The organism is Pontibacter toksunensis (assembly GCF_042686245.1).
In the GTDB taxonomy this organism is placed as follows: domain Bacteria; phylum Bacteroidota; class Bacteroidia; order Cytophagales; family Hymenobacteraceae; genus Pontibacter; species Pontibacter toksunensis.
This window is the reverse complement of record NZ_JBHUOX010000003.1, coordinates 287,335-300,635: the sequence shown is the minus strand read 5'-3', so window position 1 is coordinate 300,635 and position 13,301 is coordinate 287,335. Positions and strand designations below refer to the sequence as shown.

Genomic DNA, 13,301 nt, shown 5'->3' with positions numbered 1-13,301 from the left:
TGCTAATCTACTTCCTTGGCCTCATGAAAATAGGAGTAAAGAATAGCTGCTTTAGATTTGCCTACTTCTTCAGCCAACTCCTCCTGTGAGAGTTCCTTCAGCTTTTTAACAGATTTATACTTCGATAGAAGGGCTGCAGCCGTTTTAGGGCCTAATCCTTTCACGTCCGTAAGCTCTGTTTTCAAAGTACCGGCATCCCGCTTGCTGCGGTGGAAGGTAATTGCAAAACGGTGTGCCTCGTTCCGAAGCCGCTGTATCAGTTTCAGAGACTCTGACTTCTTATCTATATAAAGCGGCAAGGAATCACCCGGATAGAAAATCTCCTCTAAGCGCTTGGCAATACCTACAACCGCTATTTTACCATACAGGTCAAGGTCTTTCAAAGCCTTCACCGCCATGCTGAGCTGACCTTTACCGCCATCTATAATAATCAGCTGCGGCAGAGGCTGATTCTCCTCCAGAAGTCGCTTGTAACGGCGCGTCACGATCTCGTACATCGACTCAAAGTCGTTTGCCCCTACAACCGTTTTGATATTGAAGTGGCGGTAGTCTTTCTTGCTGGGCTTCCCGTTTTTGAAGCAAACCATAGAGGCCACGGGATAATCTCCCTGGAAGTTGGAGTTATCAAAGCATTCAATCTGCCGTGGCAGCTCTGTCAGGCGCAAATCCTTCTTCATTGTCTCCAGCACCCGCAGTTCACGCTTCTCGCTTAGATCCTTGTTTTTCTCCTGCCGGCTCTCCCGCTCTTTGCGCAGGTACAAAGCATTTTTGAGCGAAAGGCTCAACAGCTTCTTCTTGTCGCCTATCTGTGGATAAGAGATAGTGATAGAATCAAGAGGCAATGACAATTCAATATTGGTGATGACCTCCCGGGATGTGCTTTCAAACTCCTGCCGCAGCTGTATCACCACTGAGGCAAGAATATCAGCATCCTCCTCATCCAGCTTCTTCTGTATCTCCAGCGACTGGGTAAGGATGATGGAGCCGTTCATGACCTTCAGGTAGTTGATGAAAGCACAGTCTTCGTTGCTCGTAATAGTAAAAACATCGATGTTGGTAAGCGTGTTGGAAACTACTGTGGATTTTGTCTGGAAGTCATCCAGCATATCCAGCTTCTGCTTAAACTGGTGCGCCACCTCAAACTGGTAATCGGCTGCGGCTGCCGCCATGCGTTCTTTGAAATAGTTCTTGGCTACAGACAGGTTCCCTGAAAGGATATTTCTGATCTGAGAGATAGCTGCATTATATTCCGTCTCATCCACCAGCGCCTCACAAGGGCCTTTACAGTTCCCAATGTGGTATTCCAGGCAAACCTTGAACTTACCGGCAGCTACATTCTCAGGCGATAGATTATAGGTACAGGTACGGAGCGGGTAAAGCGTCCGGATGAGGTCCAGCACCACATACATTGTCGTGATACTGGGGTAAGGGCCGAAGTAACGGGAGCCATCGTTCTGCTTGTTGCGGGTGGTTATAACACGCGGGAAGCGCTCATTTACAATGCAGATATAAGGATAGGTCTTCCCGTCCTTCAGCAGGATGTTGTACTTGGGCTGATACTGCTTGATGAGGTTGTTCTCCAGGAGGAAAGCATCTGCCTCGGTATCCACAATAGTAAACTCAATGTCTTTAATTTGTGACACAAGTTTAAGCGTTTTTTTATTATGCTGGGCAGAGCGGTTGAAATAGGAGCTGACGCGCTTCCTGATGTCTATTGCTTTGCCTACATAGATAATCTCATTTTCGTCGAAAAACTTATAAATGCCGGGCTTGTGTGGCAGGTGCGATATTTTCTCCTTCAGCTTCTCGTTCGCTGGCATATAGCATCAATATTAGATATCGGCGTCCAGGTCAATCTCAGTAGGCAGGTTCAGAAACTCATCCTGATCAGTTGAGTCTAATGGAACACCCTGGTTGTACCTGGCACAATCTAATTCTACAGATAAAGGCGCTAAAGGTTTAGGGAATGGGTCTTTAGACACATCTAAAGAATTATCCTTGTATACTTTCTGCATGAAGGCACCATAAATAGGCATGGCCAGTTTACCACCCTGCCCTTCGCTCATTGTTCTGAAGTGTATCGCACGATCTTCGCCTCCTACCCAGGTTCCTGTAACCAGGTTTGGCGTTACACCCATAAACCAGGCATCAGAGTAATTCTGTGTAGTACCTGTTTTGGCGCCTATCTCGTTCTTCAGCCCGTTGCGGTAACGCAGGCCATAATAGGCCGTACCACCTGGCTCAGCGGCAGCTTTCAGCATATGCACCATCATATAAGCTGTTTCCTCACTAATCACATCTACTGTTTTAGGAGTATGCTCATAAATCAGGTTACCGTGCTTATCTTCAATCCTGGTGATAAAGTTTGGCTCTACCCAGGTACCGCCGTTCACAAACGTACCGTAGGCTCCAACCATATCAAAAAGGGATACATCGCTCGCACCCAAGGCTAAAGAAGGAGTCGGGTCAAGTGGCGTAGAGATTCCCATACGCTCGGCAGTTTTAGCCAGCATTTCAGGTCCGATTTTATTTACTAGAAAAGCGGATATAGAGTTAACAGACTCGGCAAGCGCTTTTCGAAGGGTATACTTCTCACCGCTATACTTGTTATCTGCATTGTCCGGGCACCACTGGGTCCCATCCGGCAGTGGCACACAAACCTTTGTATCTATCACTTCATAACACGGGTAATAGCCGCTTTCTATGGCAGCCGTGTACAGGAACGGCTTAAAAGTAGAGCCCGGTTGCCGTGCCCCCTGCTTCACGTGGTCATACTTAAAGTGCTTATAATTGATACCTCCTACCCAGGCTTTGATATGGCCTGTCTGGGGCTCCATGGCCATAAAACCAGTCTGCAGGAAGTGCTTGTAATGCTTGAGCGAATCCATCGGGCTCATCATCACCTCTTTTTCCCCTTCCCAGGTAAAAATGGTCATCGGAATTTTCTTGTTGAGGTAGTAGTTGATGGAATCTTCGTTTCCTTCAAACAGCTGGTGCAGGCTGCGGTAACGCGCCGTACGCTTAATAGCCTGCTGCGGGAAATTCTTGATCTCCTGATTTGTCTGGTCTACCCACGGATTACGGCCCTTCCAGTGCGCATAAAAAGCTTTCTGGCGGTCCTTCATATGCTCTGCCACTGCCTGCTCCGCATACTGCTGCATGCGGGAGTCGATGGTGGTATAAATTTTCAGGCCATCGCCATACAGGTCATAGCCATTCTCGCGGCACCACTGCCGCAGGAACTTGCTGGCCTCGGTGCGGAAGTAAGGTGCCATACCCACGTTCTGGTTCTCTACCTTGTAATCCAGCTCAATGTCCTTTTCTTTCAGCTTATCGTATTCAGCCTGCTCCAGGAAGCCGTATTTCACCATCTGCGATAGCACCACGTTGCGCCGGCGCTTCGAGTTTTCAGGATTGTAGCGGGGGCTATAGTAGGTTGGGTTTTTGAACAGGCCTACCAGCACCGCCGACTCCTGCACTTCCAGCTGCCCTGGTTTTTTGTTGAAGAAGGTTTTAGAGGCAGACTCTATTCCGAAGGCATTGCTCCCGAACTCGAAGATGTTGAGGTACATGACCAGAATCTCGCGCTTGGTATAAGACTGCTCCAGCTTAACAGCCATCAGCCACTCCTTAGTCTTATGGATAAGCGTACGGATGCCCGGCACATCATTCAGAAGGCCATTGTTCAGCTCATCGCCACGGGTTCTGAAAAGATTCTTAGCCACCTGCTGTGTCAGGGTACTGCCACCCCCTTTTGTGCGACCCGTTACAATGGCAGCAGCCACACGCGCCATTGCCTCCGGGTCGATGCCTGAGTGCTCTTCAAAGCGGATATCCTCTGTTGCTATCAGGGCGTTTATCAGGTTCTCCGGCAAGTCTCCGTAATCCACAGGCGTGCGGTTCTCACGGAAGTAGGAACCCAACTGCACGTTGTCGGCAGAGTACACCACGGAAGCCAGTTCACTTTTAGGGTTTTCTAATGCGCGCGTGTTGGGCAACTCCCCGAACAGGTTCAGGAAGTTAATGCTAACGGCGTATAAGTAGAGGATGAAGAGCGCTAAGCCGCCCACAAAGAACAGCCAAAGCGCAGTGATTACTTTAGGATAAACTTTACTTGTAGTAGTGGGTGCAGATTTCTTTTGACGCGTAGCCATTTACTTAATAATTATTTTTAAAGAAGGCTATATAAGCCTCCAGATCTTTCTTCTGCAGGAACTTCTGGTAGTTAGCAGAAGAGATAACAAAGGTAGTGAAATCTACTCCTCTAATTCTACCTACCGGAGCCTGCGGAGCTTTTTGTTTCACGTTGTAGGCCAGTGCCTGCTTCGAATCACCAAAAGGGCCCATTCGTAACATTGTTTTGCCACCTGCCAAAGCCACAGAATCTACCTGCAGGTTCTGATTTTTGTAGTAAGTGCTGTTATACTTCTCATACTTCGGCTGCACATCTTTGAAAGCGGCAGCATCAGAAGGGTACACGAGTACAAAGTAGAAGGCTGAATCTTGCGTAGCCTCGTAAGCCAAAGGGTCTACAACCGGAGCAGCAGGTGCCGTAGGAGCGCTTGCTGAATCTGCTGGTACGGCAGTTGTAGCAACAGGCTGCTGGGGCTCAGCAACCGGCGGTGTGGCAGTGGCAACTTCCGGCCTCTTCTGCTCCACCTGTTCTGCCTGTTGCTGCGGCTTTGGCTCTTCTACCTGGGTTACAGGTGCAGGAGGCAGTGACTGTGGTGTTCCTTTTGCCATCGACGCTGTAGCTGTAGCAATATTTATGCTAACTTTTTCAGGCGAGAGCGCAACGGCAGTCTTGGGCTCTTTTGGCTCCGGAGGTGCAGGCGCTTCCTGGCGCAGCTCATTTTTCTTTTCAAGCTCCTGGTAAGTAGCAAGCAACTGGTCTGCCTGTGGCAATAGCGGGCTTTTCGGATAAGCCGCCTTAAACTGCTGCAGTTGCTGCCGTAGCATTTCCGGTTTCTGCGTCCGTGCTGTTACCATTGCTCTCAGGAAAGCCACCTTGTCCTGGATATCGTTCAGCGGGTACTGGCTGATGACCTTATTCAGCATTTCAGTGGTCATCTCGTATTCTTCCGCATCATAAAAGCTGTAAGCAGAGTCGTAGAGTGTGTGCGCCTTCAGGTTCTCTGCCGCATTCTTCGACATAAAGTTCGAGTCGTCGAGCAAGCGGGCATAGGTTGTATTAGGAAACTCCTGCTTTACTTTATTATAGTAAACCCGCTTTTGCTGTTCATCTCCGGCCTTGCCATACAGCAAATACAAGCTGTAATATGACTCTGCGGCATGCTCTGATCTCGGGAACCGCTCCAGCAAAGCAAGGTATGTCTGGATAGCGCGCTCCTGGTCGTTCAGGCTTTGGGCATAGATATTTGCCAGACGGAAAAGCGCCTCCTCCATCAGTTTTTCTGAGCGCTGCATGTCTGCCGTGGTCACGGGTACGTCTTTCAGATACTGCTGTACCTGAGCCAGCGCACGCTCTTCCGGCGATGGCTGGTTCTCCTCTGGTGCTACCGGAACAGGGGCAAGTGCTACATCCGCCTGGTTGGCCGCCTCACCACGGCTGCGGTTTCGCCAGAAGTCCTGCAAAGGCCTGTCGCCCCAGCGGCGCACAAACTCAGCCCGTGCAGAAGCCATAGCGGTAGGGTTGTCGAAATACCATACGCCGGTGGTGCTGCTGGCTGCTGCAAAAGCATCGGTGTCGTTTTGATTGCGCCTGTTATTGCTTCTGTTGCTTTCTTTCTCGGCTATCAGCTGTTGCTCCTGCTGCCGTGCCATTTCCTGCTGGCGCGCCTCCTCTTCGCGCTGCACCAGCGCCTTTACAAACTCCACCCGCTCGGCCTCGCCCATACGGCCCAGGCGTTGCAGGCTGTCCTGCGTCTGAATAGTGCTGTACTGCTTTGCAAAGTCAGCTAAGATATCCCGCCGCTCGGCCACTGCCTCATACTCCGGCGCTCGCTGCGGGTATACCTGCACGGCGCTGTCGTAATAGGCAGCAGCAAGGTCATACTTGTGCAGCTTATCAAAGTAAATTTCTCCTGCCGACAGGTAACTGTAAGCTTTCTGGTTAGATAGTGTTCCTTTTGTTTTCAGCGACTGCTGCAGCAGTTCCAGTGCCTTGTCGTAGTTTTGCTGCCGGAGCTCAAACTGCGCCATCTCATAATAGATCCTGTCGCGGTACTCCAGGTTCTTATCGTCTTTGAGCATCTTCTTGTAATAGCTGGCAATGCGCTCCTTGTCCTGCTCATCCGATAGCTCTGTTACCTGCCCCAAGTTTAGCCTGCTGAAAAAGCCAAGGTCGTAAGGCGGGTTGCGGCGCAGTATCTTGATGTATTGCGCATAGGCCTCTTTATTCTGTTTTGTGAGTTGGTAAAGCTGCGCCAGTATAAAGCGCGCACGCGACTGGTCATCCTTCTCATCGAAGTTAGGGAGCGAAAGCGCCAGATTCTCTATTGCCTTTGTGGTATCGTTCTGCAGGCGGTAGTACTGGGCACGTGCCAAGTATAGTTCGCGAGCACTGGCCTTGTTCAGGCGCTCCTTGCGCAGGAACTCTGACACCTGCTGGGCATTCTCCATCTCATCCAGCTGCATAAATGCCCGCATGAGCCACACCAGCGCTTCATGCCTGTCAGCGGCATCCTTGCTCGTAGCGTTTACATATTTAAAGGTGCGCACCGCCTCGGCAAAGTTCAGCTGGTAATAGTTCGCCTTGCCTATTTCAATGTAACTATTATCTATCCACTTGCTGTTCTGGTGATACTGAATGGGGTGTGAGGCTTTCTTCTTCACATCCTCCAGGTCAGCTTCAAAGGCCGTGGCTGTGGTAGAGTCTATGAGCGGGTAAAGGGGGAGCACCTGGTTGTAATCGTACTGCATCTGGTCCTGCAGCCCCTTTTCGATCAGGCGCATCTTCTCTCTGGCAAGGAAGTAGCCGTTATAACGGGCAGTGGTGTTGTGGTAAGTCTTGCTAAGCGGGTTGTTGCGCTCCGCAGAGCATGCCGCCAACAGCATACCTGCCAGGATAAAGAGTATGTGCAGTGAAGTTTTATTCAAGGTAGTAGCGTGTGCAGGGTGTTTTAGCACTTTATATATAAGGTATAAACGTTGTAGCCTATGCTTAAAGTATGAAGCAACGCAGCCTGATATGCCTTGATTTCGAGCCAAAAGACAAAGCACCTCCAACAAAAATACAACAATCTGCCAACTTTAAACAAGCGTCTGTTTTACAGCCTGCTATTGAACTAAGCAAAAATGTAAATGGTTTCAGACCGGGCGACACTTTCTATGTTTGCTGCCTTTGTGCGTGCACAGCAGAGATCAGTATAAAATGAGTACTTTTGTAAAAAATCTGTGACAGATGGAGAACAAGCCAGAGCAGAAGCCAAAGCCTTCGCGTGAGGACAGTATAAAGCCCTATGTGAAGTACTCCGGCATGGCCTTTCAGATGATCGGAGCCATGGTACTCGCCGCCCTGGCAGGCAGGTGGCTGGATGGGTACTTCAGCACTGAAAAGCCCTGGTTCACCATTGTGCTGCTGCTGGTGGCAGTAATAGGCACGATGGTGCTGACGATTATATCCATAAGTAAAAAGTAGTATACGTGAAATTCTATAGAGACTTGGCCATCATAACGGCTGTACTTTGTGTTGCGATTGGTGCCTTGCTGCAGTTTACCGGCTATACGGTGGTGCATCCGCTCATCTGGCACACACTTCTTTTCTTCGTCTTCCTTACAGGCTTTACCTATTACCTGATTGAGCTGGGAAACAAAAACGATCCCGGAAACCTGCATGTCTATTACCTGGCTTCGATGGGTTTCAGGATGGTGCTTAGCATAGGAGTGGTGCTACTGTATGTTTACTTCTTCAAAGAAGACCGTTTAATGTTCGTTTTCAACTTCTTTGCCTTATATTTTCTCTTCACTGGGTTTGAAGTTTACAGTTTGTTGAGTAACTTGCGGCCCAATTTGAAAAAGCAGGAGTAACGGTTCAGTGCTGCTTCTAAAACATTACTTCTAAATCATTCTTAATGAAGAGGTTATTCGTTCTATTGTTTTCTTTCCTGACGCTAAATGCGTTTGCTGAGGCACCTGTTGAAGGCGGCGAGTTCAAGCCCGGCGATATGATCACGCATCACATTGCCGATGATTACAACTGGCATTTTGCCGATGGCGTTGTTCTTTACCTGCCGGTTATACTGTTTGACAACGGTGAACTGAAGGTTTTCTCATCCCATAACTTCTATGACGAAAACCACGAGACTGTACCTTACAATGGTTACGTAATGGAGCATGGCCATATCTATAAAGCCAACGCCGCAGGAGAGCCTGTTGAAGGTTACTCTGGCCTGTATGACTTCTCTATCACCAAAAACGTAGCTTCTCTTTTTATTAGTGTGGTGCTGCTGTTCGCGGTTTTCCTGACAATAGCTTCACGTTACAAAAAGAACGCAGGCAAAGCGCCAAGAGGTATACAGTCTTTCTTCGAGCCCATCATCATCTTTGTACGTGACGACATTGCCAAGGGAAATATCGGCCCGAAGTATGAACGTTATATGCCGTACCTGCTTACCGTGTTCTTCTTTATCTGGTTTAACAACCTGCTGGGCCTGATGCCGGGTGGCGCAAATTTAACAGGTAACATCGCGGTAACGCTGATACTGGCCCTGCTTACGTTGCTTATCACGGTTTTCAGCGGAAACAAGAACTACTGGAAACACATTTTTGCTACACCAGGTGTGCCGTTGTGGCTGGCGCCCATCATGATTCCGGTGGAGTTGATCGGTATCCTGACAAAGCCTTTCTCGCTGATGGTACGTCTTTTTGCAAACATCACAGCAGGTCACATCATTATCCTGTCGCTGTTCAGCTTAATCTTTATTTTCCAGAGCATTGCAGTCGGACCGCTAAGTGTGGCCTTTGCCACCTTCATGAACTTCCTGGAGTTGTTCGTGGCGCTGCTGCAGGCTTATATCTTCACACTGCTTTCAGCGATGTACATCGGTGGCGCGGTAGAGGAGCATGACCATGTGGGTGATTTAGGCCATGGTGACGCACATTAATTCTGAATTTTTATTTTTTTAACTATATATACTACAATTATGTTATTAGCAATTTTGCTTCAAGCAGCAGCAGTAGCGACTGATTATGGTCTGGCTATCATGGGTGCCGGTATCGGTGCAGGTTTAGTAGCCCTTGGTGCTGGTTTGGGTATTGGTAGAATCGGTGGCTCTGCCATGGAGTCTATCGCTCGTCAGCCAGAGGCTAGCGGACGTATCCAGACTGCAATGATTATCGCTGCTGCCCTTATCGAAGGTGTTGCACTTTTCGGTGTGGTAGTTTGCTTGCTAATCTCTTTCTTAGGCTAATCAGCTTAAGTCTTGGTCTCACGTCCAGACGAATGGTCTGGACGTTGAGTCCAAAAATGTAGGAATGTAGTTAAATAGTAACTTAGGCAAACGTGCTGCAATGGCAGACAGAGCCGGATAAAAAGGATATCATTTTCAAATTATAAAACAATGGAATTAGTAACCCCGGGTATAGGTTTGATTTTCTGGCAGACGATCACATTCCTGATCGTGCTGTTCCTGCTTAGCAAGTTCGCCTGGAAGCCAATCATGAAAGCGCTGAATGAGCGTGAGGCATCCATCGAAAGTGCTTTGAGTGCTGCTGAACAGGCAAAACTGGAGATGCAGGGCCTGAAGGCTGAAAACGAGAAGCTGTTGGCGCAGGCGCGTCTGGAGCGTGATAAGATATTGAAGGATGCTACAGAAGCAGGCAATAACCTGATTGAGACGGCTAGAGAGAAAGCAAACGAAGAAGGTGCCCGCATGATAACCATAGCCCGTGAGGCGATAGAAAACGAAAAGCGCGCTGCTATCGCAGATGTGAAAAACAAAGCTGCCGCACTTTCTATTGAAATCGCAGAACGCATTCTCAGAAGAGAACTAAGCGATCCGCAGGCACAACAGGCGCTGGCACAGAGTTACGTAAGCGAAGTATCCCTTTCCTAAACATACTAAAGCTTAATGGTACCGGACATTCGTGAAAGGTACCATTTATCATAAAAGAGACTATGTCAGATATAAGAGTTGCTTCCAGGTATGCCAAATCGCTGATTGAACTGGCGGACGAGAAAGGAGTGTTAGAAGAGGTTCATAACGACATGCTGCTGTTCTCCAAAGTCGTTCATCAGAACAGGGATTTTGAACTACTGCTCACAAACCCTATCATAAAGCCATACAAAAAGCTGGCGGTGCTCAACAGCATCTTTGGTGGTAAAGTAGAGCCAATGACGCAGATGTTCTTCGACATTGTAGCGAGAAAGAACCGTGAATCGGTACTGCCTTTTATGGCTGCAGAATTTGAGAAGCAATATAACGAACTGAAAGGCATTCAGGTGGTAACGGTTAAAAGCGCCGCTCCGCTTGCCCCGGCACAAAGAGATTTCCTGATCAAGCAGCTTACTGCTGAAACAGGTAAAATTATTCAACTGAAAGAGTCGGTTGATCCGTCACTTATCGGAGGCTTCGTGCTTCGCGTGGGTGACAAACAAATAGATAGCTCTGTGAAGAACAGTCTTCGCAAGCTGAGAAATGATTTTAAAGACAACTCCTATATTAATAAACTATAATCATGGCAGAAGTAAGACCTGATGAAGTATCAGCCATATTAAGAGAGCAGTTATCTAACTTCCGCTCTGAGGCAGAGTTAGAGGAAGTAGGAACTGTACTACAGGTAGGTGACGGTGTCGCTCGTATCTACGGACTTTCCCAAGCACAGTCTGGAGAGCTCCTGGAATTTGAAAACGGACTTCAGGCACTTGTTCTTAACCTCGAAGAAGACAACGTAGGAGCCGTATTACTGGGTGACTACAGCGAAATAAAAGAAGGTGCTACTGTTAAAAGAACAGAACGCATTGCCTCTATCCGGGTTGGTGAAGGCATTATCGGACGTGTAGTAAACACACTGGGTCTGCCAATTGACGGTAGAGGCCCAATTGCAGGTGAGTTGTATGAGATGCCACTGGAGCGAAAAGCACCAGGCGTTATCTACCGCCAGCCGGTAAACGAGCCAATGCAAACGGGTATCAAAGCAATCGACTCTATGATTCCAATCGGTCGTGGCCAGCGTGAGCTAATCATCGGTGACCGCCAGACTGGTAAATCAGCAGTAGCCATCGATACTATCCTGAACCAGCGCGAGTACTACGAAAGAGGTGAGCCTGTATTCTGTATCTATGTAGCTATTGGCCAGAAAGCATCTACTGTAGCGCAAATCGTGAAGTCACTGGAAGAAGGCGGTGCTATGGATTATACCGTAGTAGTGGCTGCTTCTGCAGCTGACCCTGCTCCAATGCAGTTCTTCGCGCCATTTACAGGTGCTGCTATCGGAGAGTTCTTCCGCGACACAGGCCGTCCGGCACTGGTGGTGTACGATGACCTTTCGAAGCAGGCAGTGGCTTACCGTGAAGTATCGCTTCTGTTGAGAAGGCCTCCGGGACGTGAGGCATATCCAGGAGACGTATTCTACCTGCACTCCCGCTTACTGGAGCGTGCCGCGAAGTTGACTACCTCTGATGAGATTGCCCGTAACATGAACGACCTTCCTGATTCTATCAGGCACCTGGTAAAAGGTGGTGGTTCTTTAACGGCTCTTCCTATTATCGAAACACAGGCTGGTGACGTTTCTGCCTATATCCCGACAAACGTAATCTCTATTACGGATGGCCAGATATTCCTGGAGACAAACCTGTTCAACGCTGGTATACGTCCTGCTATTAACGTAGGTATCTCGGTATCGCGCGTAGGTGGTTCGGCTCAGATTAAGTCGATGAAGAAGGTAGCAGGTACACTGAAGCTGGACCAGGCGCAGTTCCGTGAACTGGAAGCGTTTGCCAAATTCGGTTCAGACCTGGATGCGTCTACCAAGCTTACTATTGAGCGTGGCCGCCGTAACATGGAAATCCTGAAGCAGGCGCAATTCTCTCCTGTAGCGGTAGAAGAGCAGGTTGCCATCATTTACTGCGCTACCAACGGACTGCTGGATGATGTTCCGGTAGAAGAGGTAAGAGCGTTTGAGAAAGATTACCAGCGTACACTCCGTGCACAGCACGCCGATGTGCTGAAGGCACTGAGAGCCGGTAAACTGGATGATGAGATAACAGGCACATTGAGGCAGGTGGCAAAAGAGCTGTCAGCCAGGTACAAAAAATAGTCATAATCAGGGTTAGCGGCTAGGAGGCACATGCTTATAGCCGCTAACTTTATGCTTATATAACAAGATGGCGAGTTTAAAGGAAGTTAGAGGCCGTATTGTATCGGTATCTTCGACACAGCAGATTACAAAAGCCATGAAAATGGTGTCGGCTGCGAAGCTTAGACGGGCACAGGATAACATCATGCGCATGCGCCCTTACGCACAGCGCCTGAGCGGCATCCTAGCAAACCTGTCGTCGCAAACAGAAGGCTCTGTGAATAACATCTACTCTGAAAGGAGGGATGTGAACAACGTGCTGATCATAGCTGTAACCTCAGACCGTGGTTTGGCCGGCGCTTTTAACGCGAACATCGTGAAAAGCGTAGTAGCCCTGATCGAGCGCAAGTACAGCAGCCAGGCAGCTGCCGGCAATGTTACGGTACTTACCATCGGTAAAAAGGGGCTTGATGCCTTCAAGAAAAAAAACATGCCTGTGATAGATGAGTACAGCACCGTCTTCACGAACCTTTCCTTTGATAATGTTCGTCCTGCTGCAGAGCGCGCCATGAATGGTTTTGCGGCAAGAGAGTATGATCAGGTGGATCTTGTTTACAATGAGTTCAAGAACGTAGCCACGCAGGTTGTGCGCCAGGAGCAGTTCCTGCCATTAGAGGAAATACCTGTTGAGGCAACGGATAAGGCTACGATGTTGGTAGACTATACCTTCGAACCGTCTAAAGAGCAGATCATTGAGGAGCTGATACCGAAGTCACTGAAGATACAGGTGTACAAAGCTGTGCTGGAGTCTAACGCCTCTGAGCATGGTGCCCGTATGACAGCCATGGACAAAGCAACCGAGAACGCAGGTGAGCTTCTGAAAGAACTGAAGCTGACGTATAACAGGACACGCCAGGCGGCCATCACCAAAGAAATCCTGGAGATTGTGGGTGGTGCAGAGGCGCTGGCAGCAAAATAAAGAAACAAAGTCTTATACAGCAGCGCCCATCAGAACGGTGGGCGCTGTTTGTTTTTTAGAGAAACCTGTCCAGGTAAAATTATCATTTTGTGAAATAAGCGAACAGGCACATCCCAAAAAGCAG

General features: G+C 48.8%; 11 protein-coding genes. 8 read left to right on the top strand and 3 right to left on the bottom strand.

Annotation, left to right across the window (positions count from 1 at the left end):
- Nucleotides 1-2 precede the first annotated feature (2 nt).
- The 3 genes from uvrC to porW are packed head-to-tail and all read right to left on the bottom strand — an operon-like array spanning nt 3 to nt 7,059.
- Nucleotides 3-1,820, bottom strand: a complete 1,818-nt coding sequence (gene uvrC / locus ACFS7Z_RS06225; RefSeq protein WP_377482425.1) for an excinuclease ABC subunit UvrC — start codon at nt 1,818-1,820, stop codon at nt 3-5.
- A 12-nt stretch (nt 1,821-1,832) separates the two neighbouring features.
- Nucleotides 1,833-4,154, bottom strand: coding sequence for a penicillin-binding protein 1A (locus tag ACFS7Z_RS06220; RefSeq protein WP_377482423.1), 2,322 nt, complete (start codon nt 4,152-4,154; stop codon nt 1,833-1,835).
- 4 nt (nt 4,155-4,158) lie between these two features.
- Entirely contained in the window at nt 4,159-7,059 is a 2,901-nt protein-coding gene (porW, locus tag ACFS7Z_RS06215; protein WP_377482421.1) for a type IX secretion system periplasmic lipoprotein PorW/SprE, read from the bottom strand.
- Between the two features lie 304 nt (nt 7,060-7,363).
- Here porW and ACFS7Z_RS06210 point away from each other — a divergent pair, with 304 nt between their 5' ends.
- The 8 genes from ACFS7Z_RS06210 to atpG all read left to right on the top strand — a co-directional run bounded on the left by ACFS7Z_RS06210 (nt 7,364) and on the right by atpG (nt 13,177).
- Entirely contained in the window at nt 7,364-7,600 is a 237-nt protein-coding gene (locus tag ACFS7Z_RS06210; protein ID WP_377482419.1) for an AtpZ/AtpI family protein, read from the top strand.
- Between the two features lie 5 nt (nt 7,601-7,605).
- The gene (locus ACFS7Z_RS06205; RefSeq protein ID WP_377482417.1) at nt 7,606-7,989 is read left to right on the top strand and encodes a hypothetical protein; all 384 of its coding nucleotides are present in this window, start codon (nt 7,606-7,608) and stop codon (nt 7,987-7,989) included.
- Nucleotides 7,990-8,033: 44 nt separating this feature from the next.
- Nucleotides 8,034-9,065 carry a F0F1 ATP synthase subunit A gene (atpB, locus tag ACFS7Z_RS06200; RefSeq protein ID WP_377482415.1) on the top strand — a complete coding sequence of 344 codons (1,032 nt, stop codon included), beginning with the start codon at nt 8,034-8,036 and terminating at the stop codon, nt 9,063-9,065.
- Nucleotides 9,066-9,104: 39 nt separating this feature from the next.
- Entirely contained in the window at nt 9,105-9,371 is a 267-nt protein-coding gene (atpE, locus tag ACFS7Z_RS06195; protein ID WP_115568153.1) for an ATP synthase F0 subunit C, read from the top strand.
- A gap of 150 nt (nt 9,372-9,521) precedes the next feature.
- Nucleotides 9,522-10,016 (top strand): F0F1 ATP synthase subunit B, encoded by a 495-nt coding sequence (locus tag ACFS7Z_RS06190; RefSeq protein ID WP_377482413.1) that lies wholly within the window; start codon nt 9,522-9,524, stop codon nt 10,014-10,016.
- Between the two features lie 62 nt (nt 10,017-10,078).
- Nucleotides 10,079-10,636: an ATP synthase F1 subunit delta gene (atpH, locus tag ACFS7Z_RS06185; RefSeq protein WP_377482411.1), complete on the top strand. Its 558-nt coding sequence runs from the start codon at nt 10,079-10,081 to the stop codon at nt 10,634-10,636.
- A gap of 2 nt (nt 10,637-10,638) precedes the next feature.
- On the top strand, nt 10,639-12,219 hold the full coding sequence (gene atpA / locus ACFS7Z_RS06180; protein WP_377482409.1) for a F0F1 ATP synthase subunit alpha: 1,581 nt from the start codon (nt 10,639-10,641) through the stop codon (nt 12,217-12,219).
- A 67-nt stretch (nt 12,220-12,286) separates the two neighbouring features.
- Nucleotides 12,287-13,177: an ATP synthase F1 subunit gamma gene (gene atpG, locus ACFS7Z_RS06175; RefSeq protein ID WP_377482407.1), complete on the top strand. Its 891-nt coding sequence runs from the start codon at nt 12,287-12,289 to the stop codon at nt 13,175-13,177.
- Nucleotides 13,178-13,301 lie beyond the last annotated feature (124 nt).